Annotated in this window: 24 protein-coding genes; 11 read left to right on the plus strand and 13 right to left on the minus strand. The window is 57.5% G+C overall.

Annotated elements, in window-relative coordinates; translation table 11 throughout:
- Positions 1 to 37: 37 nt before the first annotated feature.
- Positions 38 to 1507 (minus strand): IMP dehydrogenase, encoded by a 1470-nt coding sequence (guaB, locus tag ABIE60_RS01410; RefSeq protein ID WP_354467153.1) that lies wholly within the window; start codon positions 1505 to 1507, stop codon positions 38 to 40.
- A gap of 119 nt (positions 1508 to 1626) precedes the next feature.
- Here guaB and xseA point away from each other — a divergent pair, with 119 nt between their 5' ends.
- The 3 genes from xseA to ABIE60_RS01425 all read left to right on the plus strand — a co-directional run bounded on the left by xseA (position 1627) and on the right by ABIE60_RS01425 (position 4491).
- A complete protein-coding gene (xseA, locus tag ABIE60_RS01415; RefSeq protein WP_354467629.1) occupies positions 1627 to 2970 on the plus strand; it encodes an exodeoxyribonuclease VII large subunit in 1344 nt (447 codons plus the stop codon).
- A gap of 69 nt (positions 2971 to 3039) precedes the next feature.
- A complete protein-coding gene (gene bamJ / locus ABIE60_RS01420) occupies positions 3040 to 3666 on the plus strand; it encodes a BamJ family beta-barrel-assembly machinery protein (RefSeq protein WP_354467155.1) in 627 nt (208 codons plus the stop codon).
- Positions 3667 to 3723: 57 nt separating this feature from the next.
- Complete coding sequence (locus ABIE60_RS01425; RefSeq protein ID WP_354467157.1) at positions 3724 to 4491, plus strand: alpha/beta fold hydrolase; 768 nt, start codon at positions 3724 to 3726, stop codon at positions 4489 to 4491.
- On the opposite strand, the gene ABIE60_RS01430 is transcribed toward ABIE60_RS01425, so the two are convergent.
- The 7 genes from ABIE60_RS01430 to bioB all read right to left on the minus strand — a co-directional run bounded on the left by ABIE60_RS01430 (position 4475) and on the right by bioB (position 10093).
- Positions 4475 to 5218 carry a putative metalloprotease CJM1_0395 family protein gene (locus ABIE60_RS01430; protein ID WP_354467159.1) on the minus strand — a complete coding sequence of 248 codons (744 nt, stop codon included), beginning with the start codon at positions 5216 to 5218 and terminating at the stop codon, positions 4475 to 4477. The two genes, ABIE60_RS01425 and ABIE60_RS01430, sit on opposite strands and share 17 nt — an antisense overlap.
- Before the next feature lie 35 nt (positions 5219 to 5253).
- Positions 5254 to 5499 (minus strand): hypothetical protein, encoded by a 246-nt coding sequence (locus ABIE60_RS01435; RefSeq protein WP_354467160.1) that lies wholly within the window; start codon positions 5497 to 5499, stop codon positions 5254 to 5256.
- A 134-nt stretch (positions 5500 to 5633) separates the two neighbouring features.
- Positions 5634 to 6320, minus strand: a complete 687-nt coding sequence (gene bioD / locus ABIE60_RS01440) for a dethiobiotin synthase (RefSeq protein ID WP_354467162.1) — start codon at positions 6318 to 6320, stop codon at positions 5634 to 5636.
- The gene (gene bioC / locus ABIE60_RS01445; protein ID WP_354467164.1) at positions 6317 to 7099 is read right to left on the minus strand and encodes a malonyl-ACP O-methyltransferase BioC; all 783 of its coding nucleotides are present in this window, start codon (positions 7097 to 7099) and stop codon (positions 6317 to 6319) included. The genes bioD and bioC overlap by 4 nt, the downstream gene beginning before the upstream one ends.
- The gene (gene bioH / locus ABIE60_RS01450) at positions 7086 to 7862 is read right to left on the minus strand and encodes a pimeloyl-ACP methyl ester esterase BioH (protein ID WP_354467166.1); all 777 of its coding nucleotides are present in this window, start codon (positions 7860 to 7862) and stop codon (positions 7086 to 7088) included. The genes bioC and bioH overlap by 14 nt, the downstream gene beginning before the upstream one ends.
- A complete protein-coding gene (gene bioF, locus ABIE60_RS01455; protein WP_354467168.1) occupies positions 7859 to 9028 on the minus strand; it encodes an 8-amino-7-oxononanoate synthase in 1170 nt (389 codons plus the stop codon). Before bioF ends, bioH begins: the two co-directional genes overlap by 4 nt.
- Before the next feature lie 9 nt (positions 9029 to 9037).
- Positions 9038 to 10093 (minus strand): biotin synthase BioB, encoded by a 1056-nt coding sequence (gene bioB / locus ABIE60_RS01460; RefSeq protein WP_354467169.1) that lies wholly within the window; start codon positions 10091 to 10093, stop codon positions 9038 to 9040.
- Positions 10094 to 10269: 176 nt separating this feature from the next.
- Here bioB and ABIE60_RS01465 point away from each other — a divergent pair, with 176 nt between their 5' ends.
- From ABIE60_RS01465 to ABIE60_RS01500, 8 genes are all read left to right on the plus strand, one after another.
- On the plus strand, positions 10270 to 10887 hold the full coding sequence (locus tag ABIE60_RS01465) for a ComF family protein (RefSeq protein ID WP_354467171.1): 618 nt from the start codon (positions 10270 to 10272) through the stop codon (positions 10885 to 10887).
- Between the two features lie 101 nt (positions 10888 to 10988).
- Positions 10989 to 12620: a Na/Pi cotransporter family protein gene (locus ABIE60_RS01470; protein ID WP_354467172.1), complete on the plus strand. Its 1632-nt coding sequence runs from the start codon at positions 10989 to 10991 to the stop codon at positions 12618 to 12620.
- A gap of 37 nt (positions 12621 to 12657) precedes the next feature.
- On the plus strand, positions 12658 to 13383 hold the full coding sequence (gene tsaA / locus ABIE60_RS01475) for a tRNA (N6-threonylcarbamoyladenosine(37)-N6)-methyltransferase TrmO (RefSeq protein WP_354467174.1): 726 nt from the start codon (positions 12658 to 12660) through the stop codon (positions 13381 to 13383).
- Positions 13384 to 13440: 57 nt separating this feature from the next.
- Positions 13441 to 14424, plus strand: a complete 984-nt coding sequence (locus tag ABIE60_RS01480; RefSeq protein ID WP_354467176.1) for an SLAC1 anion channel family protein — start codon at positions 13441 to 13443, stop codon at positions 14422 to 14424.
- Positions 14425 to 14518: 94 nt separating this feature from the next.
- Positions 14519 to 15595 carry a cache domain-containing protein gene (locus ABIE60_RS01485; RefSeq protein WP_354467178.1) on the plus strand — a complete coding sequence of 359 codons (1077 nt, stop codon included), beginning with the start codon at positions 14519 to 14521 and terminating at the stop codon, positions 15593 to 15595.
- Positions 15477 to 16433, plus strand: coding sequence for a sensor domain-containing diguanylate cyclase (locus ABIE60_RS01490; RefSeq protein ID WP_354467631.1), 957 nt, complete (start codon positions 15477 to 15479; stop codon positions 16431 to 16433). Before ABIE60_RS01485 ends, ABIE60_RS01490 begins: the two co-directional genes overlap by 119 nt.
- 80 nt (positions 16434 to 16513) lie before the next feature.
- The gene (gene bioA, locus ABIE60_RS01495) at positions 16514 to 17809 is read left to right on the plus strand and encodes an adenosylmethionine--8-amino-7-oxononanoate transaminase (protein WP_354467180.1); all 1296 of its coding nucleotides are present in this window, start codon (positions 16514 to 16516) and stop codon (positions 17807 to 17809) included.
- Between the two features lie 24 nt (positions 17810 to 17833).
- A complete protein-coding gene (locus ABIE60_RS01500; RefSeq protein ID WP_354467181.1) occupies positions 17834 to 18265 on the plus strand; it encodes an acyl-CoA thioesterase in 432 nt (143 codons plus the stop codon).
- A gap of 8 nt (positions 18266 to 18273) precedes the next feature.
- On the opposite strand, the gene dnaB is transcribed toward ABIE60_RS01500, so the two are convergent.
- The 5 genes from dnaB to ABIE60_RS01525 form a co-directional block, all read right to left on the minus strand.
- Positions 18274 to 19656, minus strand: a complete 1383-nt coding sequence (dnaB, locus tag ABIE60_RS01505) for a replicative DNA helicase (protein WP_354467633.1) — start codon at positions 19654 to 19656, stop codon at positions 18274 to 18276.
- 114 nt (positions 19657 to 19770) lie between these two features.
- Positions 19771 to 20217: a 50S ribosomal protein L9 gene (gene rplI / locus ABIE60_RS01510; protein WP_354467182.1), complete on the minus strand. Its 447-nt coding sequence runs from the start codon at positions 20215 to 20217 to the stop codon at positions 19771 to 19773.
- A gap of 127 nt (positions 20218 to 20344) precedes the next feature.
- Positions 20345 to 20575 carry a 30S ribosomal protein S18 gene (gene rpsR, locus ABIE60_RS01515; RefSeq protein WP_091825431.1) on the minus strand — a complete coding sequence of 77 codons (231 nt, stop codon included), beginning with the start codon at positions 20573 to 20575 and terminating at the stop codon, positions 20345 to 20347.
- A 30-nt stretch (positions 20576 to 20605) separates the two neighbouring features.
- Entirely contained in the window at positions 20606 to 21022 is a 417-nt protein-coding gene (rpsF, locus tag ABIE60_RS01520; protein WP_354467183.1) for a 30S ribosomal protein S6, read from the minus strand.
- A gap of 133 nt (positions 21023 to 21155) precedes the next feature.
- Positions 21156 to 21563 (minus strand): OsmC family protein, encoded by a 408-nt coding sequence (locus tag ABIE60_RS01525; protein ID WP_354467635.1) that lies wholly within the window; start codon positions 21561 to 21563, stop codon positions 21156 to 21158.
- Between the last annotated feature and the right edge of the window lie 27 nt (positions 21564 to 21590).

A 21590-nucleotide genomic window follows, 5' to 3' on the forward strand; every position in this document is an offset into this window, starting at 1 on the left:
AGTCCACCGCCCCACTTGTCAGTTAGATATTGGTTATTCAGCCCACACGATAGTTGGGGGCTTCCTTGGTAATACTTACGTCATGCACATGACTTTCCGTGATGCCCGCGTTGGTGATGCGTACAAACTTGGGCTTGTTACGCATCTCCTCGGTGGTGGCACAACCGGTATAGCCCATGGAAGCTCGCAGACCGCCCATCAGCTGATGCACGACACCCGCCATCGGCCCCTTACAGGGCACGCGACCCTCGATGCCTTCCGGCACCAACTTCTCGGCACCGTCCTTCGCATCCTGGAAGTAGCGGTCGGAAGAGCCGGTCAGGCCTGACATGGCACCCAAAGAGCCCATGCCGCGGTAGGACTTGAAGGCACGCCCCTGGAACAGCTCAACTTCGCCCGGCGCCTCATCAGTACCGGCCAGCATGGAACCGACCATCACAGCAGAAGCTCCGGCAGCAATTGCCTTGGAAAGGTCACCGGAGAAACGTATGCCGCCATCAGCGATCAAGGGAACACCATGCTCGCGCAGTGCAGCCGCCACATTGGCAATCGCCGAAATCTGCGGCACGCCCACACCGGCAACAATACGCGTAGTACAGATGGAACCGGGACCGATACCTACTTTCACGCCATCAGCACCTGCTTCAGCCAGCGCAATGGCGGCTTCTGCCGTCGCGATGTTGCCACCTACCACCTGCACCTGCGGGAAATTCTGCTTCACCCAGGCCACACGATCAATAACACCCTTGGAGTGACCGTGTGCGGTATCCACCACAATCATATCAACACCGGCTGCTACCAGAGCCGCCACACGATCGGGGGTTTCAGGGCCGGTACCCACGGCTGCGCCGACGATCAGACGACCGCGACTGTCCTTTGCGGCATAGGGGAACGCCTGAGCCTTGCTCATGTCCTTCACGGTCATCATGCCACGCAGTGAGAAGTTGTCATCCACCAGCAGGATCTTTTCGATGCGGTGCTTGCGCAGCAACTCACGAATAACGTCAGGATCTTCGCCTTCATTGGCGGTAACCAATCGATCCTTGGGTGTCATGATGGTGGAAACAGTCGCATCCATATCATGCTCAAAACGCACATCGCGGCTGGTAACAATACCCACCAGCTCGCCGTTATCCACAACCGGGAAGCCGGAGAAACTCAGCTTGCGCGACAGATCAATGATTTCGCGCACAGTGGTATTGGAACTGCAGGTAACCGGATCCAGCACCACACCGGACTCGAATTTCTTGACCCGGCGCACTTCTTCGGCCTGCTGTTCGAGGGTGAGATTCTTGTGGATGATGCCGATACCACCTTCCTGCGCCATGGCGATGGCCAGACGGGATTCGGTAACGGTGTCCATGGCCGCCGAGACCAGCGGAATATTCAGTTCAATACCCTTGGTCAGGCGGGTCTTCAGTGAAACGTCCTTCGGGAGTACTTCCGAGTATCCCGGAACCAGCAAAACATCATCAAAGGTTAGCGCTTCTTCAACGATTCGCAACATACTGAACCAGCCCGTTTTCTGTGAAAAATTAAACAGGAAATTATACACAAAACCTGCGCCGACAACAATCAGCGATCACGATGGATGCCAGCTTTGCCGATGTCGTTTATCATGCCGGCATGAACCGATCTGAAGCCACACACTCTACCGCCATCAGTGTCAGTGAACTGAACCGTCAGGTGCGTTCACTGCTGGAAAATTCCTTCATGACCCTGAGGGTCGAGGGCGAGATCAGCAACCTCGCCCGTCCCTCCTCGGGACACTGGTATTTTACGCTGAAAGACGACAAAGCGCAGGTACGCTGCGCCATGTTCCGCAACCGTAACCAGCAGGTTCGCTTTCGCCCGAAGGAAGGGGACCAGGTGGTGATTCAGGCCAAGGTAAGTCTGTACGAGGGCCGCGGGGACTTTCAGCTGATTTGTGAGCAGATGCAGGAAAGCGGGCTGGGCAAGCTGCAACTGGCCTATGAAGCGCTGAAACTGAAACTGGCCGGTGAAGGCCTGTTCGAGATCGGCCGTAAACGACCACTTCCCTCCCCTGCACGCCATATTGGCGTGATTACGTCCCCTACCGGGGCGGCGATCCACGACATACTGACCGTTCTGCAGCGACGCTGCCCGGCGCTGCCGGTAGCGCTATATCCGGTCGCGGTTCAGGGTAACGAGGCTGCAGGCCAGATTGTGCGCGCCATCGAACTGGCAAACCGCGATCAGCGCTGTGATGTACTGATTGTGGGTCGTGGCGGCGGCTCACTGGAAGACCTGTGGCCCTTCAACGAGGAGATTGTGGCACACGCCATTGCAGCATCCCGCATTCCTGTTGTGTCTGCGGTAGGGCATGAAGTCGACGTGTCGATCAGCGACCTGGTGGCTGACCTGCGTGCACCTACGCCCTCGGCTGCAGCCGAGCTGATCAGCCCGGATCAACAGGTGCAACAGCAGCATCTCGCAAGCCTGCAGCACCGCCTGCAGCGGCAAATGCATCTACAGCTGCAGCGCTGCCGTGAGCGGATGGATCACCTGCGCCTCAGGCTGCGCCACCCCGGTGAGCGCCTGCGTGAGCAGAGTCAACGGCTCGATCAGCTTGAACTGCGTTTGCAGCGTGCGCTTCAACAGCAGCTGAACAGACGCCAACAGCGGCTGGATACTCTGGAACAGCGACTGCGTCAGGTTTCGCCTTCTCGCATGCTGCAGCACAAGGCACAGCAGCTGCAGCCACTGCAACAGAGGCTGCAGTCTTCCATACGACACTTGCTTGAACGCCGCCAGCTCAAGTTGCAGGGACTCGTGCGCGAGTTGAACAGCGTCAGCCCTCTGGCAACACTGGAGCGTGGCTACGCCATTGTTCAATCCAGCGATGGTACCGCCATTACTGCGAACACACAGGTCAAGCCGGGCGAGCAGATCCAGGCCCGATTGCACCAGGGTGCTCTGATCTGCCGCGTCGAGAAGATCAGCAACTGAAGCCCCGTCAAAGATGCAGTTATGTTAGCATCGCCCTCTTTAATCAACCGAACGACAAGCGGATTCAATATGTCTGAACAGGTATTCGAAACAACAGAACAGCGCGCCAGCTATGGCATTGGCCGCCAGATGGGTGACCAGCTGGCTCAGGGCAGCTTTGATGGTGTCGATGTGGAAGCGGTGATCACCGGTTTGCGCGACTCCTTTGGCGGTGAAGGCCTGCGGGTACCTGCCGAGCAGATTCAGGCCTCGTTCAACGAAATTACTCAGCGCATGCGCGAAGCTCAGGAAGCACAGGCACGCGCAGCGGCAGCCAAGGGCGAAGCGTTTCTGGCAGACAACGCCAAACGTGAAGGTGTGGTGACACTTGAGTCTGGCCTGCAGTACGAAATCATCGAAGCCGGTGACGAAAATGGTGAAAATCCGACCGTCAGCAGCAAGGTGCGCACCCACTATCACGGCACGTTCATCGACGGCAAGGTGTTCGACAGCTCCTATGAGCGCGGCCAGCCGGCCGAATTCCCGGTCGGTGGCGTGATCGCAGGCTGGACCGAAGCCCTGCAACTGATGACCAAAGGGGCCAAATGGCGCCTCTATGTACCTTACCAACTGGCCTACGGTGCCCAGGGCTCTCCCGGTGGTATTCCGCCCTATTCCACTCTGGTATTCGATGTCGAACTGCTCGACATTCTGTGATCCTGTCGCCGCACGTAGCCGAGCATACGTGCGGCCTGTTCATTTCAGGTATTCATCATGCAACTGAATTTTCATCGCAGTGGCCAGGGAGCCCCGCTGGTCATTCTGCACGGACTGTTTGGCACGCTGGAAAACTGGGGTGCCCAGGTCAAACAGCTGAGCGAGCAGTTTGATGTGATCGCCGTCGATCTTCGCAATCATGGCCGCTCCCCACACGATTCGCGTATGGATTACACTGCCATGGCAGATGATGTGATCGAACTGATGAACCGACTGGGACTTGAAAAGGTCAGCTTGATGGGGCACTCAATGGGTGGCAAGGCCGCGATGCAGCTGGCAATGGATCATCCAGGCAAAGTCGAGCGGCTGATAGTGGTTGATATTGCCCCGGTCGAGTATCCACCACATCATAACGATGTGTTTACGGGCCTTAAAAGCATTAACCTGTCGCAACTGAAAAGCCGCCGCGAGGCAGACGATATACTGAGCCAGCATGTGAGTTCAGAGGCAACACGCGCATTCCTGCTGAAAAACCTCTACCGGAACGAAGACAGGCATTTTGCATGGCGCATGAATCTGCCCGCACTTGAGCAGCAATATGACCAGATAGCGGCCGCGCCCGAGGGCACGCCCTACAGAGGACCGGCTCTGTTCATCAAGGGTGGGGAGTCAAACTACATCAAGGCAGAGCATCAGCAGGCCATTCTGTCACGTTTTCCTGCCGCCAGTTTCAAGATTATCGCCGGTGCGGGACATCTGCCGCATGCCGAGAAACCAAGCGCATTTACTCGGCTGGTCGAAAAATTCCTCAGACCTGATAACTGAATAAAGTGCCGGGCGGGTACATCCGAGCAAAAACACCGGTCTCAACCAGCTGCCGCTGCAACCGGCCAATGGACTCAGCCTGCGCCTCACGAATTTCGGCGCGCCTCTCGTTACCGGCATCATCTTCCTGACGCGTTTCAGTTGCAGTTTCCGTTGTCTGCTCCGGTTCTTCACCGGTTTCTTCGCTCGCTTCACTCTCTTCCATTTGGGCCAACTCGGCACGCGCTTCGGCGGCCATGGCACGAGCGCTGGCGGCAACTCTGTAGTCCTGAGGCGAAGGTTCAGCCGGCGCCATTGCTGCACGAATAATCGCTTCGGCCTTTTCCAGTGTCGCACGAGGGTCGCCGCTGACAGCAGAGGTATCAATACTCACCTCACCGCCAACAGCATACATCTGGCCATCCGGGCCACGTTCGTAACTGTAGGAAACCGCTCCGGTAATACCGGCACCAGCAGCCTGATGCGCCATTTCATGCTGGCGCACCTCTCGGTCACGGGCGCTGAGTTGCTGAATAACACGCTGTTCCTGACGCTGCTCAGCTGATTGCTGCCGCGAACTGGAGGTGGTGTCTTTTGGTGTCGATGATGAGGCTTGCGCAGTGTCGTTTGCACTGCCTGTCGGCGCTTGCGGGGACGAATCAGGCCGGCTTGCACGGGTGGCAGGCTGAGAATAGTAGCCGGAAACAGGAACCGACGGGGGTGAGATACTGGAAAGTGTTGTGCTCATGGCAGAACAGGGAGGATCACCCCTCCCTTCCTGTATCAGGCCATGGTATCTATCAGGTTGCCCAACACTTCATCCGTCGCATTGACCACCTTGGTAGCAGCAGCTTCGGTGGTTTCATTGACGGTGGAGCTGGCGACAGCCTGATTAACTTCACGCCCGGAAGCTGTTTCTGCCAGATCCGGACGGCCGCTGCCCTGAGCGTCGCCGGATACTTTCGGCGTATTGTCCAGGGTGCGGTTTACATTGAACATGCCACTGTTCTGAGCTGATGTAACGTTCATGGGGCACCTTCCATTTTCAATTGCAGTTCAGGCGCCAGCACAGCAGTTGTCAGGACCTCAGGATCCTGACGCTCGATACGCCCTTGATTGCATCTGGCAGGCAGTATAGAACAACTGCAGCCATTGGTCACTTTTTACTCACCCAACAGTGGATTCAGATCAATCCTGTCTGCAACCTGTTCCGCATCGGGACTTTCCAGCCAAGGCACCCGCCCCAGCAAAGGCGCCCTGAACAAGCGCTCAAGCGTGGTGATATTTTCATCCAGACAGCTCATGTCAGAATCAACCTGGTTGGCGACCCATCCCGCCAGCCGCAGGCCGTCACGGGCGATCGCCTCGGCTGTCAAAATGGCGTGGTTGATGCAGCCCAGCTTCATCCCCACCACCAGAATCACATCCAGTTCCAGCAGTTGTGGCAACCGCGCAAGGCTTTCCCGCATGCTCAGGGGAACACGCCAGCCGCCGGCCCCCTCGACCAACACCAGGTCCGCCGGTTGCATCATGGTGCCGCGACAATAGGCAGCCAAACGGTCGGCGGTCAGGACACGTCCTTCCTGTTCGGCGGCAATGTGGGGCGCAATCGGGGGCTCGAAGGCGATCGGGTTGACTTGTTCATAACTCAGTTTGACGCTGGCGGCCTGCTGCAGCAGCAACGCATCAGAGTTGCGCAGCCCATCCGGCGTCTGTTCGCAACCGGCCGCCACCGGCTTCAGACCGATGGTTCTGAGCCCTCTGCGGTTGGCGGCCGTAAGCAGTCCGGTGGTCACCAGAGTCTTGCCGGCATCGGTATCGGTACCGGCGATGAAAAAGCGCTTTTTCACTGGGATTCCTTGAGCAGTTCCAGATAATAGACTTCGTAGGTCGCGGGGAGAGAACCGTCGGCCTGGCGCTGCCGTTCATAGGCATCCAGCAACCGGATCAGGCGCTGACGACTGCTCAACCCCTGCTCGCGGCGACTGTTCACGTTATGAGCACCCAACGCCTTGAGCTCATGCATCAGTTCCTGCAGGCGATTGTAACGAAGCACCCTGTATTCAGTCTCGCAACGCTCAAGCTTCAGGCTGATGTTGTGCGTCAGCAGTTTCTCAAGCGCTGTAAAGCTGTTCACATGCACATCGTCATCCACCGCTGCCCATGCCCGCTTCAGCTCATGCAGTGTATCCGGCCCCAGCGTAGCCAGCAGGCAACGGCCGCCTGGCTTTAATACCCGTGCCAGCTCAATCATCAGCCGGTCCGGCTGTTCGCACCACTGCACGGCAAGGCTGGACCAGATCAGCTCAACGCTGGCGTCCGCCAGTGGCAGCTGCTCGGCATCACCACAGAGATAGAATGCCCCCGGCACCGGCCGCTCTTCACGGGCAAACGTGAGCATGCCATGGGCCAGATCCAGATGCAGCAGCGTTGATTCTGGATAACGCGCATGCAGATGAGGCGCGGCATAGCCGGTGCCACAACCAAGATCCAGCAGATTGCCCTCGACCTGCTCAGGCAGCCACTCCAGAAGACGGTCTGCGATATCACGCTGCAACTGAGCGACGGAGTCGTAACTTCCGGCCGCACGACTGAACGCCTGGGCAACCTTGCGCTTATCCCGCTGCATCGGCACCGTCCACCTGTCGCACCAGCGCATTGAGCATGATCAGCACTTCATCGGCATGGCTGACAAAAGGCATATGTGCGCTGTGTGCCAGCATATGAGCCTGCAAACTCGGGTTCAGTGCTCGCGCCTGTTCAGCCAGACCTGCAGGTACCAGTTGGTCTTGATCCCCCAATATCAGCTGGGCCGGGCAGTTCAGACCGACCAGGGCCGAGCGCAGATCGGATTCCAGCAGCATCAGTGCTGCCGCCAGCGCCCGAGGCTCCGCCGTTGATATAACGTTTTTAAGTCGCTTCAGTTCATCACGAGCGCTGGCGGAGCCACGGGTCTGCAGAGCGGCAAAGCGCTGCAGGGTCTTGGCTTCGTTATCCGCCAGTGACTGGACAAAGGCGTTGAAGACATCCGGCGCCATGGCACAGGGCCAGTCCTCACGGGCAACAAAACAGGGGTTGGCGGCGATCAGACTCAGGCTTTTCAGCCGTTCCGGCGCCTGTTCGGCACAGGCCAATGCCAGCTGCCCGCCCAACGACCAGCCGATCCAGTGCGCCTGCTCGGGTGCGGCGTCAAGCAGGGCTTCAACCACCGTATCCAGCGACATATCGCCTGCAGGTGCAGAACGTCCCAACCCCGGCAGATCGATCAGTGTCACACGATAACGCTCAGCCAGACGGTCGGCAAAGTCACCCCAGATGGCAGAGCTCAGACCCCAGCCGTGCAGCAGTACCAGGTCAGGGCCTGTGCCATGGGTCTCATGCCAGAGACTCATGCCTTGCCTCCTGCACGCACCGCATCCAATGCATCCAGCAAACGATCCACCTGCTCCTCGCTGTGGGCCGCACTGAGGGTCACCCGCAAGCGCGAGCTGCCGGCCGGGACAGTGGGCGGGCGGATGGCACTGATAAAGATGCCACGCGCTTCCAGTGCGGCACTGATCCGCATCGCCTCCCCGGCGTCACCGATCAGGATCGGTTGAATCGGTGTTGGCGAGTCCATCAGCGCATAACCCAGCTGCTCACAGCCACTGCGAAAACGGGTGATCAATTGCGCCAGCTTGTCACGGCGCCAGTTTTCGGTCTGCACCAGCTTGAGGCTTGCACGGGTGGCCTGAGCCACCGCCGGCGACATGCTGGTGGTATAGATGTAGGTGCGGGCGAACTGGATCAGGGTTTCGATCAGCACCTCGGAGCCGGCGACAAAGGCACCGGAGGTACCGAAGCCCTTGCCCAGGGTGCCGATCAGTACCGGGACTTCATCGCAGCTCAGGCCAAAGTGTTCGACACAGCCTGCGCCGACTGCCCCCAGACAGCCAAAGCCGTGGGCGTCATCGACCATCAGCCAGCCACCCTGTTCGCGAGTGACACGGCTCAGCTGCGGCAGGTCGGCGATATCGCCATCCATGCTGAACACACCATCGGTCACCACCAGCTTGCGGCGCGCCTCTGAACGACTCAGGCGCTGAGCCAGGCTGTCGGGGTCGTTGTGCAGGTACCGCTGGAAACGGGCACCACTGAGCAGGCCCGCATCCAGAAGGGATGCATGATTGAGACGGTCCTGAAACACCGCATCCTGTTTGCCGATCAGAGCATTGACGGCGCCAATGTTGGCCATGTAACCGGTTGAGAACAGCAGCACCCGCTCACGGCCGGTAAATTCCGCCAGCTCTTCTTCCAGCGCATGGTGCGCCTGAGAATGACCGTTGACCAGATGAGACGCACCGCCGCCCACGCCGTAAGTATCGGCACCCTGCTTGAGTGCAGCGACCACCTCAGGATGGTTGGCCAGTCCCAGATAATCGTTGGAACAGAACGCCAGATAACGTTTGCCGTCGACACTGACCTCCGGCCCCTGCGCCGACTCCAGCACGCGGCGGTGGCGATACAGATTATCCTGCCGCCGCGCCTCAAGCGCAGCCGCCAGATCATTGAAGGACATGGGCACGCCTCAGTGTGTGGCGGTGGCGTCGACGAACAGCTCGGCATCCTGTTGCGCCTGGATCTCGGCAGCCAGCTTCTGCTCCTGGTCCGTATCGGAGTCTTCAATGCGCTGCTCGGGGCGGATGCCCAGACGCTTGAACAGCTGCAGGTCACGATTGGTTTCCGGGTTCGGCGTGGTCAGCAGGCATTCACCGTAGAAGATGGAGTTGGCGCCGGCAAAGAACGCCATGGACTGCAGCTCATCGGACATCTGTTCACGACCGGCGGACAGGCGCACATGGGATTTGGGCATCATGATGCGCGCCACGGCGATAGTGCGGATGAATTCCAGCGGGTCCAGGTCTTCCACGTTTTCCAGCGGCGTGCCCTGCACCTTCACCAGCATATTGATCGGCACCGACTCCGGCTGCTGCGGCAGGTTAGCCAGTTGCATCAGCAGACCGTAACGATCACGGGCGGTTTCACCCATGCCGAGAATGCCACCGCTGCAGATCTTCATGCCGGAATCGCGTACATGCTGCAGAGTGTTGAGACGATCCTCGTAGCTGCGCGTGGTGATGATCTTGTCGTAGAACTCCGGCGAGGTATCCAGGTTGTGGTTGTAATAGTCCAGCCCCGCCTCTGCCAGCTGCTGCGCCTGGGATTCCTGCAACATGCCCAATGTCATGCAGGTTTCCAGTCCCATCGCCTTCACGCCCTTGACCATCTCTATCACGTAGGGCAGATCACGCTCGGTGGGGTGCTTCCAGGCCGCGCCCATACAGAAACGGGTAGAGCCGGACTCCTTGGCTTGTTTCGCCTTGTTCAGCACCGCTTCCACTTCCATCAGGCGCTGTTTTTCCAGACCGGTGTTGTAGTGGGCACTCTGCGGGCAGTATTTGCAGTCTTCCGGGCAGGAGCCGGTCTTGATCGACAGCAGCGTGCTGACCTGTACTTCATTGGGATTGAAGTGCTGACGGTGTACGCTTTGTGCCTGAAACAGCAGATCATTCATCGGCAATTCGAACAGCGCACGTACTTCCTGTTCGGTCCAGTCGTGGCGTACTTCAGCCTGGCGTTGCATAACTCCAATCCCCTTGTGACATAATCATGGGACATGCATGGATCGCATGTAACTTGTCAGCATCTTAATTGGACAGAAGGAACTGTCAACTTATGTTTAAACATATAATCAACAAGTGTTTAAAAAACATACAAAGATGTGCACTTTGCGGAGCACGCGACTGCCAGACCCACGGATTGTGTGAAGGTTGCCACGCCGACCTGCCATGGCTGATCCATTCCTGCCCACGCTGCGCCCTTCCTCTGCCACGCCACCTGTCGGGTTTGTGCCTGCAATGCAGACATGAGCTGCCGCTGTTCGACAGGGTGCAGGCCGCTTTTACCTATTCCTTTCCTGTCAGCGAATTAATCCCTGTCATTAAATATCAGCGACAACCCGCGCACCTGGGCTGGCTGGCAGCGGTGCTGGGTGACTTTATCCTGCAGCGCCATGAAGGCCAGTGGCCTGATGCGCTTGTGCCAGTGCCGATGCATCGCTTCAGCCAGATAAACAGGGGTTATAATCAGGCAGAACTGTTGGCACAAAGGCTGGGCAAGCAACTGCAGATTCCGCTTAACGCCTGTCTGCACAAGCATCGCCGAACACCCAAGCAGATGTCCCTCAGCCTTGAGGACAGGCGACATAACCTGCAGGGTGCATTTGCTGTACGCTCTGCGGTGCCGGAGCATGTCGCACTGGTCGACGATGTCATGACGACAGGCACCACTGCATCAACCCTGACGCGATTACTGCTTGAGCGGGGTTGCAAGCAGGTCGACATCTGGGTTCTGGCGAGAACGCCGGAAAACCATTGAGAACCGTCGGCACTGTGAATACCTGACAACCGGTTGATATCGACCGGCGTTCGAGTTTTTGCTAGCTTGAAGGTTATTTCCTGCCTGGACGGAAAAAGGCGATGACATTTGAAATGCTGGGACAGCTGTTTGGTGGTATCGGTCTGTTTTTGCTGGGCATGCAGCTGCTCACCAATGGCCTTAAGCAGGCAGCGGGACGCTCATTGCGGGCTGCACTGGAAATGGCAACAGGCTCGCGGCTACGCGGGCTGGTTTCTGGCGCATTGATTACGGCACTGGTGCAGTCCTCCAGTGCCGTAACCGTGGCGACTCTGGGTTTTGTCAACGCAGGCTTGCTGACGCTGACCCAGTCGGTTTCCATCATCTATGGCAGTAACATCGGTACCACCATGGTCGGCTGGCTGGTGGCGCTGATCGGCTTCAAGTTCAAGATCAGTGCGTTTGCACTGCCCATGATCGGACTGGGCATGGTGTTGCGCATTACCGGGAACAGTAATCGGCTGGGACATATCGGTACCGCCGTGGCCGGTTTTGGCATTTTCTTCATTGGCCTGGATTTCCTGCGTGACGCTTTTGACGGCCTGAGCGAATCGGTGCCTCTTGCAGAGCTGGGTGCAGGTCCATTGGCGCTGGCGCTGTTTGTCTTGGCCGGTATTGTAATGACCTTCCTGATGCAGGCCTCCGCAGCCGTCATTGCCATTGCCCTGTCGCTGGTTTACACCGGCAGCATTTCTCTGGCGGCAGCGGCTGCACTGGTTATCGGCGCCAATGTGGGCACCACGACAACCGCCCTGCTGGCATCTATCGGTGCCACATCCAATGCCAAGCGCATTTCGGCCGCCCATGTAATTTTCAATCTACTGACAGGGCTGGTCGGTCTGGTGCTGCTGATACTGCTGGGGGGCTTCCTCAACCGGTTGGATCCGGCCCAGTTTGATCTGGTTTCCCTGCTGGCCCTGTTCCACACCCTGTTCAACCTGCTGGGCGTACTGCTGATGTGGCCACTGACCGATCGCATGGTCAACTTCCTTAAACAGCGCTTCCGCACGCAGGAAGAAGACGAAGCAACGCCCCAATACCTGGACAAGAACATCATCACCACCCCCTCCCTAGCGGTTGAAGCGATCAATATGGAGCTGGCACGCGTCAGCCGCATCTGCAGCCGGATGGCCCGTGAAGCGATCAGCGCGGAGCGCGGTGCCGCCACCCGGCTGCAACAGCAGTCGGACAGTGTAAATCTGTTGATCAGCCGTATCGGCGACTTCAACCAGGAGCTGGCGCGTCAGAACCTGAGTATCGAGATCAGTGAAACACTGCCGATTTCGCTCAGAGTTGCCCGCTACTTCAGCGAAATCGCGCGCCTGTCAGCCCGCCTGCCGGAATACTACCCGGTATTCGAGCAGCTCGAGGACCCTGGCGTGCGCAGCAGCGTGCAGGAGTTTCAGCAGGCGGTCATCCACCTGATCGATGCCTGTGAAGTGCGTGAAGACCAGGCGGTTCAGGGCTACGAAGCACACCAAATGATGCGTCAGGTTCAGCGTGAATATCAGTACCTCAAGGGCAGCCTGCTGAATCAGACCATTTCCAGCCTGCTCAATACGGCTGATTCGGTTGCGCTGCTGGATGCGCTGAGCCACATTCATCGTTTGGCCGAGCAGGCCGAGAAAGCATCGCGCCACTGGAGCAGTACAACGCCGGTGCAGAAGCGCGCAGCACTGGTTGAGGCGGCCTGATCGGGTATACTGCCGGCTGAATCCTGCGGAGTAGACGATGACCGTCCCACACAGCCACAGTATGACGCCGATCGGTTTTATCCACAGCCCGTTTAACGAGAAGTTCGGCATTCCGCGCCAGCCCGGACTGGCATCGATTCGCGCCCGTATCGAACTGGTACCCCCCTTTTCAAGCCCTGAAGCGGTACGCGGGCTGGAGCAGTGCAGCCATATCTGGCTGCTGTTTCTGTTCAGCGCAACCTCAGACCAGGGCTGGAGCCCCACCGTGCGGCCACCTCGACTGGGTGGCAACCAGCGCCTGGGTGTATTTGCCACCCGCTCGCCGTTTCGCCCCAATCCCATTGGCCTGTCGCCGGTCCGTCTATGCGGTATCGAGCAAACCGGCGATCGGATCTGGCTTGAAGTGGAAGGGGCCGACCTGCTCGACGGTACTCCCATTCTCGACATCAAGCCCTATCTCCCCTACGCAGACAGCCTGCCTGAAGCAGAGTTTGCTCTGGCGTCACGCATTGAGCGGCTACAGCTTCCGGTTCATTTCAGCCAGTCGGCGCAACAGGCTTGCCAGATCCATGCAGACCGCCTTGGCCAACCATTGGCACGGCAGATCAGTGAAGTCCTGCTGTGCGACCCGCGACCGGCTTACAGGAAGCAGGATGAATCAAGAGAGTACGGCATCAGTCTGTACGGCCTGAACATTCGCTTTCGCATCACCAAGGACCGAATCGACGTAAACAGCATTATTCCTCAGGCTGATCAGGATTGATCCGTAAGGATTCGAGCCCTAGAATATTAGAATAAACTAAACAAAGGAGTCGCCGTCATGACCGAGCAGCCCGGCTCGACACTGTCCGCCCCGCAACGCCTGCAGCACTTCCCCATAGCGCTGATTGCAATGGTAATGGGACTCGGAGGCCTTACTCTCAGCTGGCAGAAAGCATCCTATACTCTGGGCATGTCGCCACTGGTCGGACAGATACTGCTGGTGGTAACCGCCTGCGTACTGCTGATGATTACCAGCATCTATCTGCTCAAAACCCTGCGCTTCAGCCGCGAGGTAATGGATGAGTTCAACCACCCGATCAAAATCAGCTTTTTTCCGGCATTCTCCATCAGCCTGCTGCTCATCGCTACCGCCACTCTCGAGCTTTCGCCGGCCCTGTCGCGCTACCTCTGGATCAGCGGTGCCATCATTCATCTGCTGCTGACGCTGCATGTGATGACCCAGTGGATACATCACTCTCGGTTCAAGGTTCAGCACAGTACGCCGGCCTGGTTTATCCCTGTCGTGGGGAACATCGTCGCGCCGATTGCCGGTGTACAGCACGGCTACACCGAAGCCAGCTGGTTCTTCTTCAGCATCGGCCTGCTTTACTGGCTGCTGCTGAAAACACTGATTTTCAACCGGATGCTGTTTCACGCCCCCTTGCCTGAAAAAATGCTGCCGACACTCTTTATCATGATCGCTCCACCCGCTGTCGGCTTTATCTCCTACCTGCAATTGAATCAGGGCGTGATCGACAACTTTGCACGCATTCTCTATTACGCCGCCATGTTTATCACGTTACTGCTGTTTACCCAGTTGCCGCGTTTTTCACGCATTCGCTTTTTCATCTCTTGGTGGGCCTACAGCTTCCCGCTGGCAGCCTTCTGCATCGCGACCCAAGTCATGTTGATACAGACAGGCAGTGATTTTTTTCTGCTGCTCTCCTGGCTTTCACTGATCGTGGTGACCTTTGTGGTATGTCTGCTGCTGCTCAAAACCCTGCGCGCAATTACCAGCGGTGCCCTGTTCCAGCCGGACTGACCCCGGCCAGAGCATGCTTTGTGCCCGTCAGCAACGGGTGCTAAGCTGACTTCACGCTCTCCTTAATGGAGCTGGAGCCACGAAGGGCCGAATTATGCGCAAGGGTCTTTATGTATCACTGCTTTCCGGCCTTTTTCTGCTGGCAGCGCTGTTCCTGCATGAAGTTCGGAAGGACAGAACACAGCAGTACCTGGAACATGCTTCTACCCTGCTGCAGGCAACCTATGATGCCAGCCTTGACCGCTACGCTCTGGCAATGGATACATTTTATGCGGACCTGGCCCGTCAGCCCGAACTGATTAAGCTGTTTCACCTTGGCGCCAGCGCAGACGCCTATTCCGAACGCGCGCTGCTGAGAGAAGAGCTGTATCAGCGATTACTGCCTCACTATCAGGACCTTGTTCAGCGCGGCATTTATCAATGGCAGTTCCATCAGGCAGACGGCACCAGCTTTCTGCGCTTCCACGCTCCCGGTGTGCATGACGACTCTCTCGCTGAAGTCAGACCTTCACTGCGAAGGTTGCAACATCAACCAGAGGCCTGTTACGGCTTCGAGGTTGGACGTTTTTTTATCGGCTTCCGTTTCATTCAGCCACTCATGCTCGACAACCAGATGATCGGCAGCATGGAAACCGCCGTTTCCTTTGCCCGCATTCGTCAGACACTTGCATCCCTGTCACCACGCCAGACCTTCATCTTCCTGCTTGAGCGCAGTACCGTAGAGTCGGTGCTGTTGGGCGGACCTCAGGATCAATTGCAACCGGCCCTGATCAGCCCGGACTTCCTGCTCCATACCGACAGCCTGAATGATGCCCTGAACCAGGAGCTGCCACTGGAAACCCTGCGTCATTCGCTGGCTGCCCAGCCGAACATCCGCCAGCGACTCAAGACCGGAGAGCCCTTCACCACGGCCATTTACCACCAGGGCACCGGCTATGCAGCGGCATTCATTCCGGTACAAACACTGACCGGAGGACTGGGGGGGGTACATTCTCTCCATTCACCCAGCACCACTTCTGACCGGTCTGCAATGGGAGTTCTACACCATGCTAGTGGTCAGCCTGCTGATCACCCTGTTGCTGGCCTGGATGATGCTTCATCTGCACCAGCAACGGCATGCCATTCAGGTACAGAAGTATCGGCTGGACGCCATCGGGGCTGCAGTTGGTGAGGGGATCTACGTGCTGGACACTGAGGGCAGAACCCTTTATGTCAACAAGGCCGTCAGCCATCTTACGGGTTATAACGAACAGAAGTTGTATCACGAAAACCTGCATCAGCTGCTGCATCAGCATGAAGAGAATGACCTGCCACTGCAACAGTGCCCGATTGTCTCCAAGGCACTGAAGGGCATTACCTTCGAAGGTGATGAACAGTTCAAAACCCGAACCGGTGAGTTGCTGCCCGTTGTAGTGACCAGCCAGCCGATGATCGAGCGCGGCCAGATAACAGGTGTTGTCACCGTATTCCGCGATATCAGCGACCGCAAGGAGGCTGAGCGCAAACTCAAGCGACTGGCCACCACCGATTCCCTGACAGGCCTGAGTAACCGGCGCGCCCTACTTGAGCGGCTACACGAAGAACAGCGCCTGAGCAAACGCCTGGGGCATCCAAGCAGCCTGCTGATGATCGACTTTGATCATTTCAAGCAGATCAACGACGAGTATGGGCACAACGTCGGCGATCTGGTATTGCAGCACTTTGCCAGCCTTGCTCGAAGCTGCCTGCGCGAGACCGATTCGATTGGTCGTCTAGGGGGTGAAGAATTTGCCATCCTGCTGCCCGGCACCGACCTTGAAGGCGCCGTGCAGCTGGCAGAGCGTCTGCGTCACCTGCTTGAACAGACACCCACCGAAACCACGGATGGGCCGGTCCCCATGACACTTTCCATCGGCGTAACAACATTGCATGCCAGCGACACCACCAGCTCGGAGCTGCTGAGCCGAGCAGATGCTGCCCTGTATCAGGCCAAAAGCGGTGGCCGCAACCGAATTGAAGTGCGCCACTAGTCCTGCCAGAGGTTGCAGCCCGCTACAAAGATCGTTCTAATGAGCCCCCTCACACCAGTTCCCAGGAGTGGAGATTACGCATGCGCGGCCCCGACACAGAGCAGCTTGCCTTTGACAGCCAACATATCTGGCACCCCTATTCGTCCATGATCAACCCGCCGCCCATGTTCCCGGTGGAGTCCGCTTCAGGTGTACGCCTGCACCTGGCTGACGGGCGTGAACTGATCGATGGCATGGCCTCCTGGTGGTCCGCAGTACACGGCTACAGCCATCCGGCACTGAACCGGGCCGCCCACGAGCAGATCGATCGCATGTCCCATGTCATGTTCGGCGGCCTGACCCATACACCGGCGATAGAGCTGTCACGCAAACTGGTCGACATGACCCCGGCAGGCCTTGAACGGGTCTTTCTGGCCGACTCCGGTTCGGTTTCGGTTGAGGTTGCGCTGAAGATGGCAATCCAGTACTGGCACGCCCGTGGCAAACCGGAAAAGCACCGTATGATCAGCCTGCGCAACGGCTACCATGGCGATACCTTTGGTGCCATGTCGGTGTGCGATCCGGTGAACGGCATGCATGAGCTGTTCAGTGGCGTGTTGGCACAGCAGCTGTTTGCCCCTCGCCCGGAGACCCCCTTTGATGGCGACTTTGCGGCCACCGATATCTCAGAGCTCGAACGCCTGCTGGCCCAGCATCATGGTGAGCTGGCAGCACTGATACTGGAGCCCATTGTTCAGGGTGCTGGCGGCATGCGCTTCTATTCCCCTGAATGGCTGCGCAGGGCACGAGCGCTCTGCGATCAGTATGAGGTGCTGCTGATTGCCGACGAGATTGCCACCGGGTTTGGTCGCAGCGGCGAGCTGTTTGCCTGTAACCATGCCGGCATCAGCCCTGATATCATGTGCCTCGGCAAGGCCCTGACCGGCGGCTACGTGACTTTGGCGGCCACTCTGGCTACCGCCGAAATTGCCCACACCATCTCAGCGGGCGGTGCCGGCTGTTTCATGCACGGCCCCACGTTCATGGCCAATCCGCTGGCCTGTGCCGTGGCACTGGAAAGCCTCAATCTGCTTGAACAGCACGACTGGCGCACTCAGGTAGCACGCATTGAATCAGGACTGAAACAGGGACTTGAGCCCGCCCGCTCTCTTGCCAGCGTAGCCGATGTGAGAGTGCTGGGCGCGATCGGCGTAATCGAGCGCCATGAGCCGGTTTCACTGGTGCAGGTACAGCCCATGTTTGTCGAAAAGGGGGTGTGGGTGCGTCCATTCGGCAGGCTTGTCTATGTGATGCCAGCCTATATCATGACAGATGAAGATCTTGCCACCCTGACCGCCGCCATGGTCAGCGTGATGCAGGAACTTGAGCGGTTGTAAGCAACTTTCAGGAGAGTGCACAAGATGGCCCGGATCAAACTGGATATGCCGGACAATTACCTGTTCAGCACCGAGCTGTGTGTTCGTATCAGCGATATAAACTACGGCGGACACATGGGCAACGACGCCGTACTGTCGATGGTACACGAGGCTCGCCTGCGCTTTCTCAAGCACTACCACTACGCCGAGTTTGATGTGGAAGGGGCTGGTATCATCATGACCGATTCCGCCATCGTCTATAAGGCGGAAGGTTTCCATGGTGATCGCGTACAGGTGGACGTAACGGTGGCCGACTTCAACAAGTACGGCTGCGATCTTTACTATCTGCTGAGCAACAAGGACACGGCGGTGGAGATCGCGCATGCCAAAACCGGCATCGTGTTCTTCGATTACACCGCCCGCAAGGTGGTTGCCGTGCCCGAAGGGTTTCGCAACAAGATGCTCAGGGAATCCTGAGCATCTTCCTATTCGCCATCATCGTAGTTGTAATTGATGTGTGACAGATTTTCAAAACGGGTGTACTGACCGATAAACGCCAGGCGCACTGAGCCAATGGGACCGTTACGTTGTTTGCCGATAATGATTTCGGCGGTACCCTTGTCCGGACTGTCCTCGTTGTACACCTCGTCACGGTAGATGAACATGATCACGTCTGCGTCCTGCTCGATCGCACCGGATTCACGCAGGTCGGAGTTCACCGGGCGCTTGTTGGGCCGCTGCTCAAGGCTGCGGTTCAACTGCGACAGAGCCACAACGGGGCAGCTCATCTCCTTGGCCAGGGCTTTCAAGGATCGTGAAATCTCTGAAATTTCCTGGGTACGACCTTCACTTTTACCGGTTTTAAGGGTCATCAGCTGCAGGTAATCGACCATGATCATGGCCAAATCACCGTGCTCACGCACGATACGGCGGGCACGAGTACGCATCTCGTTGGGGCTGATACCCGGCTGGTCATCAATAAACAGCGGCTTGTTCTTGAGCATGTTGACCGCCGTTGTCAGCTTGGGCCAATCATCCTCTTCCAGCTGACCGTTACGCACCTTGGTCTGATTGATACGGCCAAGCGATGACAACATACGCGTTACCAACTGGTCTGCCGGCATCTCCAGCGAGAACACCAGCACCGGCTTCTCCGTCGCCATCAGTGCATTCTCGACCAGGTTCATGGCGAAGGTGGTTTTACCCATTGAGGGACGTGCCGCCACGATCACCAGATCCGAGTTCTGCAGGCCACCAGTACGATCATCCAGATCATCAAAGCCGGTGGTGACACCCGTGAGGGAATCCGCATTGTTGAACAGCTCGTCAATCCGGTCCACCGCTCGCTTAAGCAGCGGATTTACCCCCTCGGGACCTCCCTGATTGGGTCGATTTTCCGCAATCTGGAAGATTTTCTGCTCAGCCTCGTTGAGGATTTCATCAGAGGCGCGACCGCCGGGATGAAACGCACTGTCGGCGATCTCGTTGGCTACGCTGATCATCTGCCGCAGCAGCGAGCGGTCACGCACGATTTCGGAGTAGGCGCGGATATTGGAGGTACTGGGGGTATTGCGAGCCAGAGTGACCAGATACTCTAGACCACCTGCGCTTTCCAGCTCAGCTGTACGGTCCAGTTCTTCCGACAGGGTGACTACATCGATCGGTCGGCCTTCATCGATCAACTTTTGCATGGTGCGGAAGATCATGCGGTGATCGCCGCGGTAGAACTGATCTTCCAGCAATACTTCCGATACCGTATCCCAGGCGTTGTTGTCCAGCATCAGGCCGCCCAGAACCGACTGCTCGGCCTCAATCGAATGGGGTGGCTGCTTGATCTGCTCCAGCACCTCGTCGTTCAGATCTGCCATTTCCACCTGATCTCGTCTCCTGAGCTATGCAATATCGTCATTTTTGAACATAAAAAAAGCACTGCGCAGTATATACCACGCAGTGCTTTTTCTTAACCGGGTTGCTGTGCGAAATTATTCGCCGGCAATAACCAGTTTGATGGTGGCGGTCACTTCAGGGTGTACCTGAATGTCGACGTCGAACTCGCCAACGTGACGGATCGCACCTTCCGGCAGACGCACTTCGCTCTTGTCGGCCTGAACGCCGGCAGAGCTCAGCGCTTCCGCGATATCACGGGTACCGATGGAACCGAACAGTTTACCCTCGTCACCTGCTTTGGTGACCAGAGACAGTTCGAGTTCGTTCAGCTGTTCGGCGCGAGCCTGGGCCTGAGCCAGCTTGTCAGCGGCTGCTTTTTCCAGCTCGGCACGACGCTCTTCGAACCTGGCGACATTATCAGCGGTAGCCGGTACGGCTTTACCCTGAGGAACCAGGTAGTTACGGCCAAAGCCCGATTTAACGGCGACCTTGTCACCCAAATTACCCAGCTTACCGATATTTTCGAGCAGAATAACTTCCATCTCGTAAAACCTCTTGTTCTGCAACGGCTGCAGTCTTGAATCCCGGCTGCTGCACGCGATCTCCGGGCAGCAGCATTAAACTAGTCTGGCAGCACTGTGTGCTGCCTCCGGCTGTATCAACCGACGCTTAAACGTCGTGGCTGTCGGTGTACGGCAGCAGAGCCAGGTAGCGGGCGCGCTTGATAGCGGTGGCCAGCTGACGCTGATAGCGTGCCTTGGTACCAGTGATACGGCTCGGAACGATTTTGCCGGTTTCAGTGATGTAGCCTTTCAGGGTATCCAGATCCTTGTAATCGATCTGTTTTACGCCTTCAGCGGTGAAACGGCAGAACTTGCGACGACGGAAAAAACGTGCCATCTGAACTTCTCCAATAAATAGGGTTAACGATTACTCTTCAGCAGCTTCTTCAGAGCTGTCATCGGCAGAACTGTTGTCCTGCTTCTGCTCTGTACGCTCTTCGCGACGCGGCTTGCGCTCTTCGCGAGACTCTGCTGCCTTGATCGGAGAAACTTCAGCGACCGCTTCGTTGCAACGGATCACCATGTTACGCAGCACAGCATCGTTGTAACGGAACATGTTGGACAGCTCGTCCAGAATGTCCTGAGTCGTTTCAACATTCATCAGCACGTAGTGTGCCTTGTGTGCATTGTTGATCGGGTAAGCCAGCTGACGACGGCCCCAGTCTTCCAGACGGTGAATCTGGCCCTGAGCACCTTCGATCAGAGTCTTGTAGCGCTCGATCATCGCCGGAACCTGCTCGCTCTGGTTCGGGTGAACCAGGAATACGATTTCGTAATGACGCATTTTTGCTCCTTACGGTTTCACAGCCTTCAAGTCACCCGCCGAATGCCGGTGGTTGAAAGCAAGGAGTTGAACAAATAAAAAGGACGCAAAATTCTACTTCAGCGCCCTTCCAGAAACAAGCCCAAAAACGGGTTTATTCCACTTCCACAATTTCAAAGCCGTGACTGATCTTCACGCCGCCACGCTCAAGCATCAGCGATGCCGAACAGTACTGCTCGGCGGACAGACGCACCGCACGCTCAACCGCGGCCGGCTTCAGCTTGCGACCGCTGACGATGAATTTGACATGAATTTCGGTGAAGACCGAAGGCACTTCGTCCGAACGCTCGGCACTGATTTCAGCCACACAACCGGTCACATCCTGACGCGCCTTGCGCAAAATGCCCACCACGTCAACACTGGTGCAGCCACCCAAGCCGGTCAGCACCAGCTCCATGGGACGCGGCCCCTGCTTCAGATCCTTGTCGATGACCACTTCAAAACCGGAACCCGTGGTCGCCTTGAAACGATCATCGCCATCCCAGTTAACACTGACATTCATGCTCATACTGCCTGTTTCCTCACAATG

Origin of the sequence: Marinobacterium sp. MBR-109 (genome assembly GCF_040547565.1) — a bacterium.
Taxonomy (GTDB): domain Bacteria; phylum Pseudomonadota; class Gammaproteobacteria; order Pseudomonadales; family Balneatricaceae; genus Marinobacterium.

Excerpts from the sequence above, each read along its gene's own strand:
- ABIE60_RS01470 (WP_354467172.1), top strand. The coding sequence starts at position 10,989 with ATGACATTTGAAATGCTGGGACAGCTGTTTGGTGGTATCGGTCTGTTT.
- ABIE60_RS01425 (WP_354467157.1), top strand. The coding sequence starts at position 3,724 with ATGCAACTGAATTTTCATCGCAGTGGCCAGGGAGCCCCGCTGGTCATT.
- dnaB (WP_354467633.1), bottom strand. The coding sequence starts at position 19,656 with ATGGCAGATCTGAACGACGAGGTGCTGGAGCAGATCAAGCAGCCACCC.
- ABIE60_RS01525 (WP_354467635.1), bottom strand. The coding sequence starts at position 21,563 with ATGAATGTCAGTGTTAACTGGGATGGCGATGATCGTTTCAAGGCGACC.
- bamJ (WP_354467155.1), top strand. The coding sequence starts at position 3,040 with ATGTCTGAACAGGTATTCGAAACAACAGAACAGCGCGCCAGCTATGGC.
- ABIE60_RS01435 (WP_354467160.1), bottom strand. The coding sequence starts at position 5,499 with ATGAACGTTACATCAGCTCAGAACAGTGGCATGTTCAATGTAAACCGC.
- bioH (WP_354467166.1), bottom strand. The coding sequence starts at position 7,862 with ATGAGTCTCTGGCATGAGACCCATGGCACAGGCCCTGACCTGGTACTG.
- bioA (WP_354467180.1), top strand. The coding sequence starts at position 16,514 with ATGCGCGGCCCCGACACAGAGCAGCTTGCCTTTGACAGCCAACATATC.
- bioF (WP_354467168.1), bottom strand. The coding sequence starts at position 9,028 with ATGTCCTTCAATGATCTGGCGGCTGCGCTTGAGGCGCGGCGGCAGGAT.
- tsaA (WP_354467174.1), top strand. The coding sequence starts at position 12,658 with ATGACCGTCCCACACAGCCACAGTATGACGCCGATCGGTTTTATCCAC.
- rpsF (WP_354467183.1), bottom strand. The coding sequence starts at position 21,022 with ATGCGTCATTACGAAATCGTATTCCTGGTTCACCCGAACCAGAGCGAG.
- ABIE60_RS01485 (WP_354467178.1), top strand. The coding sequence starts at position 14,519 with ATGCGCAAGGGTCTTTATGTATCACTGCTTTCCGGCCTTTTTCTGCTG.
- ABIE60_RS01430 (WP_354467159.1), bottom strand. The coding sequence starts at position 5,218 with ATGAGCACAACACTTTCCAGTATCTCACCCCCGTCGGTTCCTGTTTCC.
- ABIE60_RS01500 (WP_354467181.1), top strand. The coding sequence starts at position 17,834 with ATGGCCCGGATCAAACTGGATATGCCGGACAATTACCTGTTCAGCACC.
- ABIE60_RS01480 (WP_354467176.1), top strand. The coding sequence starts at position 13,441 with ATGACCGAGCAGCCCGGCTCGACACTGTCCGCCCCGCAACGCCTGCAG.
- rplI (WP_354467182.1), bottom strand. The coding sequence starts at position 20,217 with ATGGAAGTTATTCTGCTCGAAAATATCGGTAAGCTGGGTAATTTGGGT.
- xseA (WP_354467629.1), top strand. The coding sequence starts at position 1,627 with ATGAACCGATCTGAAGCCACACACTCTACCGCCATCAGTGTCAGTGAA.
- bioC (WP_354467164.1), bottom strand. The coding sequence starts at position 7,099 with ATGCAGCGGGATAAGCGCAAGGTTGCCCAGGCGTTCAGTCGTGCGGCC.
- bioB (WP_354467169.1), bottom strand. The coding sequence starts at position 10,093 with ATGCAACGCCAGGCTGAAGTACGCCACGACTGGACCGAACAGGAAGTA.
- rpsR (WP_091825431.1), bottom strand. The coding sequence starts at position 20,575 with ATGGCACGTTTTTTCCGTCGTCGCAAGTTCTGCCGTTTCACCGCTGAA.
- guaB (WP_354467153.1), bottom strand. The coding sequence starts at position 1,507 with ATGTTGCGAATCGTTGAAGAAGCGCTAACCTTTGATGATGTTTTGCTG.